Source organism: Streptomyces xylophagus (genome assembly GCF_000716435.1).
Classification (GTDB): domain Bacteria; phylum Actinomycetota; class Actinomycetes; order Streptomycetales; family Streptomycetaceae; genus Streptomyces; species Streptomyces xylophagus.
The window spans coordinates 305,752-321,425 of record NZ_JNWO01000002.1 but is presented as its reverse complement, the minus strand read 5'-3'; the positions used below and the strand labels follow the sequence as shown (position 1 = coordinate 321,425).

The following is a 15,674-nucleotide window of genomic DNA, read 5'->3' as shown; positions in this document are numbered from 1 at the left end:
TCGACGGGCGTCAGCTGATGCCGAAGGGGATGCCCAGCAGGTACCAGGCCACGAAGAACGCGACCCAGACGACCCACACGACGGCGGCGATCGGGATCGTGAAGGAGGCCAGGGTGCCGATGCCGGCGGACTTGCGGTACTGCTGGATGAAGCCCAGGGCCATGACGAAGTAAGGGCTCATCGGGGTCACGCAGTTGGTGACCGAGTCGGCGACGCGGTAGACGGCCTGGGTGGTCTCGGGCTCGATGCCGATGAGCATCAGCATGGGCACGAGGACCGGTGCGGCCAGTGCCCACAGGGCTGAGCCGCTGGTGATGACGAGGTTCATGAAGGTGATCAGCACGGCGATGCCGACGAGCACGGTCCAGCCGTGCAGGTGCAGGTCGCGCAGTGTCTCGGCGCCCTTGACGGCGAGGATGTTGCCGATGTTCGTCCACTTGAAGTAGGCGAGGAACTGGGCGATCGCGAAGAACAGGACGAGGATCGGCGCCATCGAGCGGGTGCCGTCCACCATCGCGCCGATGCTGTCGCGGGCGGCGGTGAAGGTGCCGGCGAGTCGGCCGTAGACGGTGCCGAGCACGGCGAAGAACACGCCCAGGACGAGCGCCATCCCGCCGATCAGCGGGGAGTCGACGATGCCGCCGCCCTCGCCGCGCAGGGGTGAGGACGAGGGGATCATGGCCGCCGCGAGGAACGCGAGGAAGCCGACGGCGACCAACCCCGTGACGCGCAGGGCGCGTTGCTGCTGCCCGGTGACCTCGATCTCCGCCAGTTCCTCGGCGTCGGGCGCGGCGAGCGGCTCGTCGGGCTCCAGGTCCGCGCGACGGGCGAGGACCTTGTCGACGACGAGGGTGATCACCAGCGCGACCAGGACGGAGGAGCCGAGCCCGAAGAAGTAGTTGGCGACCGGGGTGACGACGTAGTGGGCGTCGATGGTGTGGGCGGCGGCCGTGGAGATCCCGGAGAGCAGGACGTCGGTGGTGGTGAGGGACGGCGAGGCGTCGTATCCGGCGGCGATCGAGACGTAGGCGACGACACAGCCGAGGACCGGGCTGCGGCCCGCCGCGCGGAAGACCAGGGCGCCGAGCGGAATGAGGGTGACATAGGCGGCGTCGCCGGCGACATGGCTGACCATGGCCGTCATCGACAGGGCGAAGGTGAGGTACTTGCCCGGCACGCGCGCGACCATGCGGCGAAGGAGGGCCGAGAACAGTCCGCTCTTCTCGGCGACGGCGATGCCGAACATCACGGTGAGGATGGTGGCCAGCGGCGGGAAGGCCGCGTAGTTGTCGACGGCGCCCTCGACGGCCATGGTCAGGCCGTCCTTGCTGAGCAGGTTCTGCACCTTGATGGTCTCGTGCGTGCCGGGGTGCACGGCACTGATGCCGGTCGCCGCCAGTACCGCGCTGAGGACGGCGACGATGCCGGCGAGGATCCAGAACAGCCAGAAGGGGTGGGGGAGTTTGTTGCCGATCTTCTCTATCGCCGCCAGGCTCCGGAACGCGGTGCGCAGGACTCTCGACCGAGGCTCGGTGGACTGGGGCTGAGGCTGAGCGGAGGTGACACTCATCGGTACCTCTTGAGGCGATGGGGGGATGTTCCTGCGAACAATGGCACCCTGGTGAGAGATTCTCTATATCCCGGAAGTAACGGTGGGATTAAACGGCACTCTAGAGTGAGGCTCATGACCCGCCCTCTCCTCGACGAGCTCGACCGGCGCCTCGTCGGCGCGCTGCATCTGGCACCCCGGGCCACCTGGGACGACATCGGCGAGATCCTGGCCGCCGACGCCAGCACGCTCAAACGCCGTTACGACCGGCTGCACGAGGCACGCATGGTGCGGGTGATCGGGCAGGCCGACTGGGGAATCCACTCCACGGCGATGCCCGTCCACGTCTTCCTGGACATCACCGGCGAAACCCCTCTCGCCGTCCTCCAGCGACTCCGTGACCTGCCCCATCTCCAGCTGCTGGCACAGATCTCGGGCGACTACCCGCTCTACGCCGTCGTCCACGCCCCGTCCGAGGCGGCCACCAGCGAGGCCATCGACCGGATGTTCTCCGTCCCCGGCGTGCGGCGCGTCAACGCGTTGCCCGCGCTCAGCACGCTGCGCCGGGGCATCACTTGGGACCCGCAGTTCCTGACCGACACGGAGCGTGCCGAACTGCTGAAGCTCACCGGCACCCGCCCCGAGGGCACCGCGACCGCGACTCCCCCGGCGAAGCCGCTCAGCGAGGCCGAGCGCGACGTCGTGGCCCAGCTGCTCCAGGACGGCCGCGCGTCCGCCGCGAGCATCGCCCGAACCGCCGACCTGGCCACCTCCACCGCGCACCGCGTGGTCCGCCGGGTCCTGGACGAGGGCTGGGTCAAGCCGCGACTGGAGATCGTGTCGGAGTGGCTGGGATTCCAGACCGCGTTCATCCTCCGCCTGCGCGTCGCGCCGGGTGCGACCCCCGACGTCATGCGCCGGATCGACCAGCTCCCGCAGACCCGGCTCGCCGCGCACGTCGCCAGCGACATGTCGGTCCTCGCCACCGGCCTGGTCACCGACCGTTCCGCGCTGGCGCTCTTCGTCGACAACGAACTGGCCGGCATCCCCGGCCTCCTCGGCGTCAGCGTCGCCGTGATGCTCGCCGAGCCGCGCCGCTACTGGCTGGACCGCGACCTGACCGTCGGCCTCGGCGCGTTCCACGCGCCGAGGCTGCTGTAGGACGGGGGCGATCTCAGGTCGTACCGAAGCCGCGCGTGCTGTAGGCACACTCCGTGTAGATGTAGCCCGACCTGAGCTTGGCCGTGTCCGAGGCCGGGGTCGCGCTCGAACTGTCGGCGCGGTGCACGAAGTACGTGGTGCCGGTCGGCAGACTGATCGTCCTCTGCGGGTAGCTCTTGCCGGAGCTGCACGGCTTGAACCCGGACAACAGCGTGGTGGTCAGGGAGTACGTCGTGCAGCTCCCGCAGCCCTTGAGTTTGAAGCTGCCGGTCACCGGCCCCGTGTACAGCACCGTGATGTCGTCCGGGCTGTCGTTCTTGACGGTGACGGAGATGCTGCCGCCGGACGCGGTCGTCGGCAGCTTCTTGCCGGCGGCAGGGACCGTCTGCGCCACCTCGGCGGCGATCGCGATCTTCTTGGCCCGGGCCCGGTTCTTGTCGTGCGTGTTGTTCTTCACGAAGTCGTTCATCGTGGTGAGCGCCGAGTCGAAATCGCCGTCCTTGTACTGCGAGACGCCGCACTGGTAGGCGCCGGCGTCGGCCTGACTGCCGGCACGCTGGGCGTCCGCGGTGAGTGCGAGGCCTACGCTCCCCTGCCCGCCCTGGAGGCTCCCGATCTGGGTGGAGAGACTCTGCAACTGCTCGACCGCCGTGCACGGTTGGCTGCCACGCACCCCCTGTGCCGCCTTGCTGACAGCCGACTTGACGGCCGGTTCGACCTGACCCGCCTGGGACGACTGCGGGAACGTGGTGAGCAGATCGCCGAAGTTCGTCGACCAGTCCGCGCGCTGGGCGGCCAGCCCGGTGGAGGCGCACTCGTACAGGGAGGTGGCCAGCCGGTCGTCCGGCCAGGTGGTCAGTGAGCCCAGCTGCTTCTTGCCGATGGTGCCGGGGACGGTCCGCAGATACTTCAACTGGGGTATCGCGTCACAGTAGTTCTTCTGCGTGTAGGCCCCGGCGACCGTCGTGTAGAACGTCTTCAGCCGGTCGGGCACCTTGTCGGCCGCCCGCGAACCGGAGTGGGCGGTAGTGAGGTCGTCGTACGCGACCAGCGCCTGGCGGTAGTGGGGTTCGGCCGCGGAGAACGGCAACCTACCGGAGTCCGCGACGAGTTGGTCCGCCTTGTCCAGCCGGTCGAGGAGCATCTGCTGGGTCGCCTCGTCACGGGCGTTGTCGTACAGCACGACTCCCCCGGCCGGTACGGCGAGCAGTACCAGGCCCAGCACCACCGCGACCGGCGTCTGCGCGGGCCAGGCGAGCCGGGTACGCAGGCCGACCAACGCGCCGTGGACGGCGGCGAACACGAGGAACACGACGTACAGGGTGACGAGGACACCGGAGACACCGTCCGGGTCGGCGGGCAGGGCCACCAGCAGCAGGATGACGGTCGCGACCCAGCAGACGGCCATCAGCAGCCAGCGGCGCACCAGGGCGTAACCGAGCCCGAGACCGCTGAGGTTGAGGAGTCCGACCGCGACGGATCTCAGTCGGTCCGGCGGTGCGGGCGGCGGGGACGTCGGCATCGGTGGCACGACGAACCCCTGGACAGAGCCGTACTGATCCTCGGACATGCTGTTCCCCCCGGTTCAACTGTTCCCCCGTTACCGCGACTTGTCAGTGTACGGTCGGGTTCGCAGCGACGACAGTGGGAAAGTCGTGGCTCCTCCCCCGCGCAGCACTCGGGACAGCCCGAGCGCGGCCGTCCGTACCGCCGGGGCGAGTTGGGCGGGCCGGAAGCGGCTGCGCGGCACGGCGACCGAGAGCGCGGCGACCGCGGTGTCGCCGGCGAACACCGGGGCCGCGATGCAGCTCACCTCCAGGGCGGCCTCCTGTTCCTCGTAGGAGAGGCCGGAGACCTGGATCTTCTCCAAGGCCATGCGCAGGCGGGCCGGGTCGGTGATCGAGTGCGGGGTGAGGCTCGGCAGCGGGCGCGACAGCACCTCCTCCGTCAACTCCGCGCCGGAGAAGGCCAGTAGGGCCTTGCCGACGGCGGTGCAGGTCAGCGGGAGGCTGCCGCCGATACGGGAGGGCAGCCGCAGGGCCTCGTGGCCGTGGATGCGTTCGAGGTAGACCACCTCCATGCCCTCGCGGACGCCGAGGTGGATGGTCTCGCGGGTGGCCTCGAACAGGTCCTGGAGGAAGGGCAGGGCCGTCTCGCGCAGATCGCGCCGGTGCGGCACCAGCGAGCCCAGTTCGAACAGCTTCGCGCCGAGCAGATAGCGGGGACCCGAGCGCTCCAGCCAGCCCAGCCGGACCAGGTCGGCGGCCAGCCGGTGGACCGTGGGCTTGGGCAGTCCGGTGCGCTCCGAAAGTTCCGACAGGCGGTACGGTCCGCCGCTCGGACTGAAGCAGTCGAGGATGAGTGCGGCCTTCTCCAGCATGCTGCCGCCCGCGTTGTTCCGTGTCACGGAACAAACATTGTCCCCTTGAGGGGATGCTGTCTATACCGGTGGGGTGTACCCGCACCGCTCTCCCAGGAGGTAACCCGTGCCCACCGAGCCCGACGGCGCCCGCGCGGACGCCGTGTCACCGGCCGTGGTGAAGGCCGCCGACCTGCTGGCGGAGGCCACCCGTACCGGGGTCGTCTGTCCGCCGGTACGCGACCTGCTCGACGGCGGCGATCTGGAGACCGCCTACGCCGTCCAGCAACTGAACGTCCGGCGCGGTCTGGAGGCCGGCCGCCGCATCGTCGGCCGCAAGATCGGCCTGACCTCCCCGGCCGTGCAGCGCCAACTCGGCGTGGACCAGCCGGACTTCGGGGCGTTGTTCGCCGACATGGCGGTGCCGGACGGCGGCGAGGTGCCCGTGGGCCGGCTGCTCCAGCCGAAGGTGGAGGCGGAGGTCGCGCTCGTGCTCGGCCGTGACCTGCCGGAGCGCGAGTGCACGATCGTGGACGTACTGCGCGCGGTGGACTTCGCGCTCCCCGCACTGGAGATCGTCGACAGCCGGGTCCGGAACTGGGACATCTCCCTGATCGACACCGTCGCCGACAACGCCTCCTGCGGTCTGTACGTCCTGGGCGCCACGCCCGTACCGCTGACCGCCGTGGACCTGCGCACGGTCACGATGACCATGAGCCGGGGCGACGAAACCGTCTCCGAGGGCACCGGCGCCGACTGCCTCGGCAGCCCCCTCACCGCGGCGGTCTGGCTGGCCTCGGCCCTCGCCGAGCGGGGCAACCCGCTGCGCGCGGGCGACCTCGTGCTGACCGGCGCCCTGGGCCCGATGACCCCGGCCGCCCCCGGAGACGCCTTCGAGGCGCACATCTCGGACCTGGGCTCGGTACGGGTCCGCTTCGCAGCGGAAGCCACGGAAAGGGACGGCAAGTGACCACGAAGGTCGCCATCATCGGCTCCGGCAACATAGGCACCGACCTCCTGATCAAGGTCCTGCGCCTCTCGGACACCCTGGAGATCGCCGCACTGGCCGGCATCGACCCGGACTCCGACGGCCTGGCCCGCGCCCGCCGCCTGAAGGTCGCCACGACCCACGAGGGTGTCGAAGGACTCGTCAAACTGGATGAGTTCGCCGACGTCGACCTCGTCTTCGACGCCACCTCGGCCGGCGCCCACCGCCACCACGAAGAGGTCCTACGGCCCCTGGGCCGCACCCTCGTCGACCTCACCCCGGCCGCCATCGGCCCGTACGTCGTCCCCCCGGTCAACGGCGACGCCCACCTCGACGCCCCGAACGTCAACATGGTCACCTGCGGCGGCCAGGCCACGATCCCGATCGTCGCCGCGGTGGGCGCGGTCTCGCCGGTCCACTACGGCGAGATCGTCGCGTCCATCGCCTCGCGCTCGGCCGGACCGGGCACCCGCGCGAACATCGACGAGTTCACCGAGACCACCTCGCAGGCCATCGAGGTGGTCGGCGGCGCCGCGCGCGGCAAGGCGATCATCGTCCTCAACCCGGCCGAACCCCCGCTCATCATGCGGGACACCGTGCACTGCCTGGTCTCCGACTGCGCGACCGAAGCGGTCACGGCGTCCGTCGAGGAGATGGTCGGCCGCGTCCAGGCGTACGTGCCCGGCTACCGCCTCAAGCAGAAGGTGCAGTACGACAGGGTGGCCGCCGACGACCCGCTGCGCACCCTCGCGCCGGGCACGGGCGAACTGCTCAAGGTGTCGGTGTTCCTGGAGGTCGAGGGCGCCGCCCACTACCTCCCCGCCTACGCCGGGAACCTCGACATCATGACCTCGGCCGCCCTGCGCACCGCGGAACGCATGGCTGCCCGCACCGAAAAGGAGGCAGCCAAGTGAACCCGTCCCTCTACGTTCAGGACGTCACCCTCCGGGACGGCATGCACGCCGTACGGCACCGCTACACCGTCGACCAGGCCCGCGCGATCGCCGCCGCCCTGGACGCGGCAGGCGTCGCGGCCATCGAGATCGCCCACGGCGACGGACTGTCGGGGTCCAGCATCAACTACGGCGTCGGCGCCCACACCGACTGGGAGTGGATCGAGGCGGTCACCGACGTCGTACAACAGGCCGTCCCCACAACCCTGTTGCTGCCCGGCATCGGAACCGTCCACGACCTCAAGCAGGCACACGCGCTGGGCATCCGCTCGGTACGGATCGCCACGCACTGCACCGAGGCCGACATCTCCGCCCAACACATCGCCGCCGCGCGGGAGTTGGGCATGGACGTGGCCGGGTTCCTGATGATGTCCCACATGGCCGAGCCCACCGAACTCGCCCGCCAGGCCAAGCTGATGGAGTCCTACGGCGCCCACTGCGTCTATGTCACCGACTCCGGCGGCCGGTTGACCATGGACGGCGTCCGGGACCGCTTCCGCGCGTACCGCGAAGTCCTCGCCCCGGAGACCGAGTTGGGCATCCACGCCCACCACAACCTCGCGCTGGGCGTGGCCAACACAGTCGTCGCGGTCGAGGGCGGTGCGATCCGCGTCGACGCCTCCCTCGCTGGCCAGGGCGCCGGTGCGGGCAACTGTCCGCTGGAGGCGTTCGTCGCGGTCGCCGACCTGATGGGCTGGAAGCACGGCTGCGACCTGTTCCCGCTCATGGACGCGGCCGATGATCTCGTACGACCGCTCCAGGACCGCGAGGTACGGGTGGACCGCGAGACCCTCAGTCTCGGCTACGCGGGCGTGTACTCCAGCTTCCTGCGCCACGCCGAGACCGCGGCGGCCCGCTACGGCCTCGACACGCGCAGCATCCTGGTCGAGGCCGGGCGGCGGGCCATGGTCGGCGGCCAGGAGGACATGATCACCGACATCGCGCTGGACCTGGTCGCGCGTGCGGAAGGCTGATCCGGATCAGGAGGTCATGTCCATGCGCTGGGTCCCGATGACCGACAGCAGCCGCAGGGCACCCTCGGACGGCGAACCGGGGACGGTCGTGTAGATCACGACCCGCTGGTCCCGGTCGGTGATGTCGAGGACATCGCAGTTGACGGTGACCGGCCCGACCAGCGGGTGCTGGAAGGTCTTGCAGAAGGTGGGCGCGGCGGCCACGTCGTGGGAGTTCCACAACTCGGTGAACTCCTCGCTCCCGGCGAGGAGTTCGGCCACCAGCTCGGTCAGCTCCGGGTCGTCGGGGTAGCGGGCGGCGGTGGCGCGCAGGTCCTGGGCCGCGCGGCGCCCGAACTCGTCCGCGTCCGAGACCCCGTACAGCCGTCGCCCCTCCGAGTGCGGCCCGAGGAAGACCCGGCGCAGCAGGTTGCGGTCGCGTCGCGGCACGGCCGAGAAGTCCTCCATGAGGGCGGCGGCCAGGTCGTTCCAGGCGATCACCTCGTGCGTCGCGGAAACCACGATCGCGGCGGCCTGCGGGAGCCGCTGCACGAGATCGAGGATGCTCTGCCGCACCTCGCGCGAGGGCCCGGGCGGCGGGCCCGGCGGTACGCCCGCCAGGTGGTGGAGGTGGTCGCGCTCGGCGTCCGTCAGGCGCAGGGCCCGGGCGAGCCCGGCCAGTACCTCGCGCGACGGATGCGGGCCGCGGGCCTGCTCCAGCCGCGTGTAGTACTCCGTCGAGATGAACGCCAGCTGAGCCGCCTCCTCGCGGCGCAGTCCGGGGGTACGGCGGCGCGGTCCGGCCGGCAGCCCCACATCGGCGGGGGTGATCCGCTCACGCCTGCTGCGCAGGAAGTCGCCCAGTTCTCTTCGATCCACACCCCCAGTGTGTACGGGCGTCGCCCTCTCCAGCCAGGTACTGCCGATGCCTGGATGCGCTCCGCGGACAGGCGCAGGCTCGCTGCCATGGACAACACACCCACTCCTCCCTCCCTCGGCCTGCTGGCCGACAAGGTCGCGTTCATCACCGGCGCAGGACGCGGAATCGGCGCCGCAGCGGCACGGCTGTTCGCCCGAGAAGGCGCCCGAGTGCTGCTCGCGGCCCGCACGGAGGCCCAGCTGAAGGCCGTCACCGAAGAGATCAGGGAGGCAGGCGGCACCGCGGACTACGTGGTCTGCGACCTGGCCGACTCGACCAGTGTGCGCGCAGCCGTCGACCGGACCGTGGACCTGTACGGCCGGCTCGACGTGGCCTTCAACAACGGCGCGACGATCCAACGCCCCGGCCCGATGGACGAGTTGCCGGAGAGCGACTTCGACCACCTCTACGACGTGAACCTCAAGGGCGTCTGGGTCGCCATGGTCGCCCAGATCGCCACCATCCGCGCCACCGCCGGAACCGGCGCCATCGTCAACAACTCGTCCGTCGGCAGCCTCATGGGCAACCCCGAACTGCCCGCCTACGGCGCGATGAAGAGGGCCGTCAACAGCCTCACCGAGTCGGCCGCCGTCACCTACGGCCCGGAGGGCATCCGCGTCAACGCCATCGCCCCCGGCAACACCCTCACCGAGATGATCCGGGCCTGGGAAGCGGACTCCCCCGGTCTCCAGGAGCGGCTCACGGCGCATGCCCCGCTGCGCCGCGCGGCCGACCCCGACGAGATCGCCCAGGCGGCGGCCTGGCTGCTCAGCGACCGCGCCTCCTTCGTGACCGGCACGGTCCTGCGGGTCGACGGCGGCGCGCGGGCCTGAGAGTCAAGGGGCCGGAAGATCCGCTAAACAACCGCCTCCCGGCGATTGTGGCGGCGGATGACCAGCCACGTTATCCAGCCGACGCCGATGATGAACCCGAAGCTGATGATCCGGTAGAGCACGACCGTGGCGATGGCGGTGCTGGTCGCGACGCCGCCCGTGACCAGTCCGAGGATCAGCGCGCTGTCGATGAGGCCGAGGCCGCCCGGGATGATCGTGAGAGTCCCGGCGGCCATGCCCGCGCAGAAGGCGAGCAGCAGTTGGGCGTTGCTGATCTGCGTGTCACTGATGGCGTGGAAGCACAGCCACAGACAGCCCGCGTCGAGCAGCCAGTTGAGGACGGCGAAGACGGCGGCGGCGACGGCGTGCCGGGGTTGGAGCCGGGCGGTGCGGAGTTGCTCGATGAAGCCCCGGATGCGGTCGAGGCCCTGGGTCTCGGGCAGGTGCCGCAGCCGGTTGACCCGGGCCAGCGCGGCCCGGGTGGCCGGTTCGACCTTCTCGGGGTGGCGGGTGATGCGCCGGATGCCGACGGTGAGCAGGACCACGGCCAGGCCGAGGGTGACGAGGCTGTGCCACTGGAGGCTGCCGTCGGAGGCGATCGCGGAGATCGCGGTGACGACGGCCAGGGCCGCCGCGGAGAGTATGCCGGACAGCGCGATGCACCAGGAGGCGATGGCGGGCGTGGCTCCGAAGCGCCGCATCTGCTGGTAGTTGAAGTGGGTGGAGAAGGCGGGGCCACCGGGCAGGGTGACGCTCAGCGAGTGGGCGGCGTAGGCGAGGGCGACGTGCCGTTGGATCGGCACGTCCACCCCGGCCGAGCGCAGCAGCCGGCGCTGCATGCGCGCGTAGCAGCCCATGGCGGCCACCTCGGCGACCAGCGCGACGGCGAACCAGTTCAGCCGGGGTGCGCGCAGCTGCGAGAGCGCGGAGGCCAACGACGGCCATCCCAGCACCAGTTCGGTGGTGAACAGCGCGAGCAGGACCGTGATCACCACCGGGCGCAGCCAGCGTCGGGTGCGACGCGGCGCCACGTCTGCCGGTTCGGGTGTGAGGGCGGTGGTGTCCGGAGCGTGCACAGGCAGGACCGTCGATTTCGTGAAGTGAGCGCCAACCGTCGGCGATTCCGGCACCGCTCAGTGCGGGGACGGTGTTCTCCGAGCGGGCGAAGGAGCGGGTGCCGAGGCGGAACTGCGCCAGTTTATCCACGATGGTCCGACCGACCGGAGTGTGCCCCCGGATGCTGATGCCCTGGTGGGTTGTGAGAGCGGGGTTCTACACGGAGTCGGCATGCTCCTGGTCCTGGCTGGTCTCCGCCGCCTTCGGCTCGGACTCGGCGGTGGCACGGCGGCCCGGCAGGACCGCGAGGACGATCAGCGTGCCGGCGGCCATGATGATCCCGCCGACGAGGCTGGTCTGCGCGACACCGTGGGCGAAGGCCTCGTGCACGGCGTCGACCAGTGCCTGCGCCTGCTGCGGTCCGGCCGAGGGTGTCTTCGCGATCTGCTGGGCGACGGCCAGGCCGCCGCCGACGGAGTCCTTGGCGGTGTCCAGCGCGGCGGCGGGGAGGTGTCCGCCGACTAGGTCGGTCAGCCTGTCCTTGTAGGTGGTGCCCAGCAACGAGCCGAGGATGGCGATGCCGAGGGAGCCGCCGAGTTCGAGCGCGGTGTCGTTCGCGCCGCCGCCGACGCCCAGCTCGTTCTCCGGGAAGGAGCTCATGATGGTGTCCGTGGCCGGGGACACGCTCAGCCCGATCGCGAAGCCCAGCAGCATCATCGTCGGCAGGAAGTCGCCGTAGGTGGAGGCCTTGTCGACCTGGGTGAGCAGGAAGACGGCCACGGTGCCGATCACCATGCCGGCCACCACCATCGGCTTCATACCGAGCTTGGGGGTCAGCCGTCCGGTGACCGCGGCGCCGAGGAAGACGGCACCGGCCAGCGGCAGCAGTCGTACGCCGGTCTCCAGCGCGTCGTAGCCGAGGACGAACTGCAGGAACTGCGTGGCGTAGTAGATCGCGCCGAAGGTGCCGAAGAAGAAGAACAGCACGGCCATCATCGAACCGCTGAAGGAGCGCTCGGCGAACTTGCGGACGTCGAGCATGGGGTGCGGGTGGCGCAACTCCCAGGCCACGAAGGCGGGAAAGCCCACGGCGGCGACGACGGCCGCGGTGACCGGACCCGCGCCCCAGCCGAAGTGCGGGCCCTCGATGATCGCGTAGACCAGGCTGCCGACCGAGACGATCGAGAGCAGACCGCCCACGTAGTCAATGCGACTCATCTGCTCCGCCTTGGACGGCGGCACGAGGACCAGGGCGCCGACCACCGCGACGACGGCGATGGGGACGTTGATCAGGAACGTGGAGCCCCAGGCGTGGTCCTCGAGCAGCCAGCCCGCGACCAGCGGGCCGACGGCGATGGCTAGGCCCGAGGTCGCGGTCCAGGCCGTGATGGCCCGCGCCCGCTCACGCTTCGGGAAGATCGCGACCAGCAGGGACAGCGTGGCCGGCATGACCACGGCTGCGCCCACGCCCATGATCGCGCGGGCCGCGATGACCAGTCCGGTCTCGTGTACCAGGCTGCCCATGACCGATCCGCCGGCGAAGATCACCAGGCCGGTGATGAGTGCTCCGCGACGGCTGTACTTGTCGCCGATAGAGCCGAGCACGAGCATCAGCGCGGCGTACGGGACGGTGTAGCCGTCGATGACCCACTGCAGATCACTGCTGCTCAGGCCCAGGTCCGTGGTCATGTCCGGAGCGGCCACGATCAGCGAGGTGTTCGCCATGACCACGATCAGCAGGCTCAGACAGAGCACGATCAGGGCGGACCAGCGCCGGGCGTACGGCCCGGTCATCCTGTCGACGGGTGTGGTGACGACGAGCGGCATCGGAGGCTCCTAGCGGGGACATTAATTGCTCACTGATGTGCAGACTATTTTATTGCCCATCGATGTGCAACTATGCCCGGACGGATCAGCCCCTCCAGGAGGTGTCGAGGTGACCAGCCGCAGCAGCACCAAGGCGCAGGCCACGCGCGCCCGCATCCTGGAAGCGGCCCGTCAGGAACTGAGTCGCGACCCCGACAGCAGCCTCGGCGACATCGCGGAGGCCGCAGGCGTGGCGCGTCGGACCATCTACGGGCACTTCGCGGGCCGGGCCGCGCTCGTCGGCGGCCTTGTGGCGGACGCCGGGGAGGCGGTACGGCGTGCGAGTGCGGCCGTCGCCCGCGCGCCGACACCGGATCCCGTGACCGCGCTGGCCCGCTTCGTCCTCACCCTGTGGCCGGTCGGCGACCGCTTCCGCACGCTCATCACCCTCGCCCACCGCGACCTGGGCCCCGACCGGGTCGGCGCCCTGCTCGGCCCGGCCCGTGACACGGCCGCCGAAATCCTCGCCCGCGGTCAGCAACAGGGCGTCTTCCACACCGTCGTCCCACCCGGCCCGCTCACCAGAGCCCTGGAGGCACACCTGCTGGCGCTGCTGGACAGCGTCAACTCCGGCCTCTGGACCGACGACGGCACGGCCGCCGCCACCGCGGCCCTGATCGCCGTGGGCGTCAACAGCGACCTCGCGACCGCCACGGTCCACCGTCTGCACACCCGCACCGGGCAACCCCAGCCATCCCGTTGAGGAGATAGCCATGCAGCAACACCCGTACGAGTACGGCGACTTCGGCGCCGACACCACCTACCCGTACTACGAGCCCTACGACTCGCCCCCGCCCCGGAGGAACCGCCGCCCGGTCGCCATAGCCGTCGGCGCGCTGCTCGCGTTGCTCCTCGTTCCGGTCGCCGTCGACCGTTTCGCGGCGGCCCAGGTGGAGTCGCGTACGGCCAAGGCGTTCCAGGAGGGCATGCGCACTCCCTCGGCGCCGGAGGTCCACGTGCGGGGCTTCCCCGTGCTGACGCAGCTGGCCTCGGGGACCCTGCGACACGTGGACATCACCGCGCACGACATACCGGCGAGCGACACCACCGGCCCGCTGCCGGTGAGTGAACTCTCCCTGCGTCTGGCCGGGTTGAGGAAGTCCGACGACGACACGGAGGCGCTGGCACGCTCGGCGGACGCGACGGCCCTGCTGACCTACACGGACGTGTCCGATGCCCTGGGCCTCGAGATCTCCCGGGGCGCCCGTCCCGACCAGGTCCGCGCAACCGTCCTCCTGCCTCCCGGTAACGACGTCACTGTGGCGGCGAACGTGTCGGTGCTGTCCGGCAACCGCATCGCGTTCAAGGACTTCCAGGTCACGGGCGGTCTGCTGCCCGAGGTGGGGCGAGTCGCACTCAGCAAGGTCTTCGACCGGCCGATCCAGTTGCGGAACATTCCGCACGGCCTGCACCTGCGCTCGGTCACCACGACGGAGAACGGTCTCAGTGCCCGCCTGTCGGGCGAGTCGGTCACCTTCCGGTCCGACGACGCCTCGCGGAACGACTCGGTGCGCAGCGAGGTGGCGCGGGGCAACTCGCCGTATGGGAAGGGTATTTGAGGCTCAGTCCGCCGCGACGCTCCGCGCGGCCCGCTCGGCCTCCGCCGGTGCGACCTCGTCCACCACGACACGTGCCTGCTTCTCGGGTACACCGGCCGCGATGAGCGCGGCGACCGCCGCGTGGGTCCCGTCGTCCTCCAGTTCCCCGGAGTTGACCTCTTCGAGCAGGGCGACCGTCATGGCTTCAAGACCGGCGCTCAGCACGGCCGGCGGCAGCTGGGTGTGGAAGACGCCGTCGCGCTGTCCTCGGTCCAGGATGGTGGTGGCCGCGCGGCGGGCCGGCGCCAGGACCTCGGTCACGCGCTCCTGGCCCAGGTCGCGGCGGGCCAGCGTCAGGAGGAGGCGGTAGCGGTCCCCCACGGTCCACATCGACAGGACGAAGCGCGCGAACGACCGGTCTGCCGACTCGGCCCCCGACTCCGGCTCCGGCGGCGTCTGGTCGGCGGGCAGCACGCCCAGCAGGGCTTCCGACGCTTCCTCGGCCAGCGCTTCCAGCAGGGCCTCCCGGCCCGGGAAGTGCCCGAACAGGGTGCGTCGCACCACGCCGGACGCGCGGGCGAGTTCCTCCAGGGTGATGTCCGGGTTCCGGCCGAGTTCCCGGCGGGCCGTGGCCAGGATGCGTTCCCGGTTGGAGCGCGCGTTGCGTCGCTGGGGGACACGGGCCAGGGGCTTGGTCACGGACAACCTCGGTGAAGTACGGGAGCTACGGAGCGGGGGGCAAGCGGTACGTCCAGTCTGGCACGGGCCCTGGACCCTACGGCGTCGCGGCGGCACGGCGTCACAGACGGCAACTGATCTCCATGCCGTCCTCGACCGGGAAGGTGACGCTCTGGTAGCCGTTGGCCGGGTCGCGGACATGGTCCAGGTACGGCTTGAGGCTGTCGAGGTCGACGTCGTCGGCCACCACGAGGGTTCCCGGCCCGAGGCGCGACTCCAGCAGGCGCAGCACGGGCAGGCACAGGTCCTTCCAGCCGTCGAGGAGGACGAAGTCGGCAGTGCCTTCGACGCCGGCGAGGGTGTCGAGGGCGTCGCCCTCCAGCACGGTGATCAGATCGTCCAGACCTGCCTCGGCGAAGGCACGCCCGGCGGCGGCGATCTTGTCCTTGCTCAGCTCCGTGGTGATCACTCGTCCGGTGCCGTTGTCGCGCACGGCGGCGGCGAGATGCAGGGTGGAGATGCCGAAGGACGTGCCGAACTCGACGACGGTGGCCGGGCGGGTGGCCCGGACCAGGTTGTAGAGCAGCCGACCGCCGTCGGCGGAGATCGGCATGTAGACCTCGGCCAGGGCGTCGGCCCGTTGCTGAGATGTCGTCCGCTCGAACCCTTCGGGGAGTTCGACGCGGGCGGCGGCGGCCTCGTCGTGCTGAGCGCCGGCGAAGAGGCGGTCGATGACGTCGGCGACCCGGGGGTCGGCCAGAGCATGGGTGAAGGGCATGACTTCAGACTAGACGCAACGTTGCGTCTTATCTAGAAGTCCG

Annotated in this window: 15 protein-coding genes and 1 pseudogene; 7 read left to right on the top strand and 9 right to left on the bottom strand. The window is 70.5% G+C overall.

The annotated features are described in order from the left end of the window. Positions 1–10 precede the first annotated feature (10 nt). Entirely contained in the window at positions 11–1,570 is a 1,560-nt protein-coding gene (locus OO70_RS04945; protein WP_043664513.1) for an AbgT family transporter, read from the bottom strand. Positions 1,571–1,684: 114 nt separating this feature from the next. On the opposite strand from OO70_RS04945, the gene OO70_RS04940 reads away from it, so the two are divergent. Then, positions 1,685–2,710 (top strand): Lrp/AsnC family transcriptional regulator, encoded by a 1,026-nt coding sequence (locus tag OO70_RS04940; protein WP_043664510.1) that lies wholly within the window; start codon positions 1,685–1,687, stop codon positions 2,708–2,710. Between the two features lie 13 nt (positions 2,711–2,723). Here OO70_RS04940 and OO70_RS04935 read toward each other — a convergent pair whose 3' ends face one another. Further along, positions 2,724–4,280 carry a hypothetical protein gene (locus OO70_RS04935; RefSeq protein WP_051740660.1) on the bottom strand — a complete coding sequence of 519 codons (1,557 nt, stop codon included), beginning with the start codon at positions 4,278–4,280 and terminating at the stop codon, positions 2,724–2,726. A 30-nt stretch (positions 4,281–4,310) separates the two neighbouring features. Next, complete coding sequence (locus OO70_RS04930; RefSeq protein WP_051740658.1) at positions 4,311–5,090, bottom strand: IclR family transcriptional regulator; 780 nt, start codon at positions 5,088–5,090, stop codon at positions 4,311–4,313. 106 nt (positions 5,091–5,196) lie between these two features. Between OO70_RS04930 and mhpD the strand changes: the two genes are divergently transcribed. The 3 genes from mhpD to dmpG are packed head-to-tail and all read left to right on the top strand — an operon-like array spanning position 5,197 to position 7,984. Beyond that, a complete protein-coding gene (gene mhpD / locus OO70_RS04925) occupies positions 5,197–6,039 on the top strand; it encodes a 2-keto-4-pentenoate hydratase (protein ID WP_199827250.1) in 843 nt (280 codons plus the stop codon). Further along, positions 6,036–6,971 carry an acetaldehyde dehydrogenase (acetylating) gene (locus tag OO70_RS04920; RefSeq protein ID WP_043664507.1) on the top strand — a complete coding sequence of 312 codons (936 nt, stop codon included), beginning with the start codon at positions 6,036–6,038 and terminating at the stop codon, positions 6,969–6,971. The genes mhpD and OO70_RS04920 overlap by 4 nt, the downstream gene beginning before the upstream one ends. Next, entirely contained in the window at positions 6,968–7,984 is a 1,017-nt protein-coding gene (gene dmpG, locus OO70_RS04915; RefSeq protein WP_043664504.1) for a 4-hydroxy-2-oxovalerate aldolase, read from the top strand. Before OO70_RS04920 ends, dmpG begins: the two co-directional genes overlap by 4 nt. Positions 7,985–7,990: 6 nt before the next feature. Here the strand turns inward: dmpG and OO70_RS04910 are convergent, their stop codons facing one another. Beyond that, positions 7,991–8,842, bottom strand: coding sequence for a helix-turn-helix transcriptional regulator (locus tag OO70_RS04910; protein WP_043664501.1), 852 nt, complete (start codon positions 8,840–8,842; stop codon positions 7,991–7,993). Between the two features lie 87 nt (positions 8,843–8,929). Here OO70_RS04910 and OO70_RS04905 point away from each other — a divergent pair, with 87 nt between their 5' ends. Continuing rightward, complete coding sequence (locus tag OO70_RS04905) at positions 8,930–9,715, top strand: SDR family NAD(P)-dependent oxidoreductase (protein WP_043664498.1); 786 nt, start codon at positions 8,930–8,932, stop codon at positions 9,713–9,715. Positions 9,716–9,738: 23 nt separating this feature from the next. Here OO70_RS04905 and OO70_RS04900 read toward each other — a convergent pair whose 3' ends face one another. The 3 genes and pseudogenes from OO70_RS04900 to OO70_RS04895 form a co-directional block, all read right to left on the bottom strand. Then, positions 9,739–10,791 carry a lysylphosphatidylglycerol synthase transmembrane domain-containing protein gene (locus OO70_RS04900; protein ID WP_043664496.1) on the bottom strand — a complete coding sequence of 351 codons (1,053 nt, stop codon included), beginning with the start codon at positions 10,789–10,791 and terminating at the stop codon, positions 9,739–9,741. A gap of 37 nt (positions 10,792–10,828) precedes the next feature. Continuing rightward, positions 10,829–10,975 (bottom strand): annotated as a pseudogene (locus tag OO70_RS55760) (VOC family protein); the annotation flags it as partial. A 12-nt stretch (positions 10,976–10,987) separates the two neighbouring features. After that, positions 10,988–12,598, bottom strand: a complete 1,611-nt coding sequence (locus OO70_RS04895; protein WP_043664493.1) for an MFS transporter — start codon at positions 12,596–12,598, stop codon at positions 10,988–10,990. A 109-nt stretch (positions 12,599–12,707) separates the two neighbouring features. Between OO70_RS04895 and OO70_RS04890 the strand changes: the two genes are divergently transcribed. Beyond that, positions 12,708–13,340 (top strand): TetR/AcrR family transcriptional regulator, encoded by a 633-nt coding sequence (locus OO70_RS04890; protein ID WP_043664491.1) that lies wholly within the window; start codon positions 12,708–12,710, stop codon positions 13,338–13,340. 10 nt (positions 13,341–13,350) lie between these two features. Next, positions 13,351–14,196, top strand: coding sequence for an LmeA family phospholipid-binding protein (locus tag OO70_RS04885; RefSeq protein ID WP_043664488.1), 846 nt, complete (start codon positions 13,351–13,353; stop codon positions 14,194–14,196). A 3-nt stretch (positions 14,197–14,199) separates the two neighbouring features. On the opposite strand, the gene OO70_RS04880 is transcribed toward OO70_RS04885, so the two are convergent. After that, positions 14,200–14,874, bottom strand: a complete 675-nt coding sequence (locus tag OO70_RS04880) for a TetR/AcrR family transcriptional regulator (protein WP_043664486.1) — start codon at positions 14,872–14,874, stop codon at positions 14,200–14,202. 100 nt (positions 14,875–14,974) lie between these two features. Beyond that, complete coding sequence (locus OO70_RS04875; protein ID WP_043664484.1) at positions 14,975–15,631, bottom strand: O-methyltransferase; 657 nt, start codon at positions 15,629–15,631, stop codon at positions 14,975–14,977. Positions 15,632–15,674 lie beyond the last annotated feature (43 nt).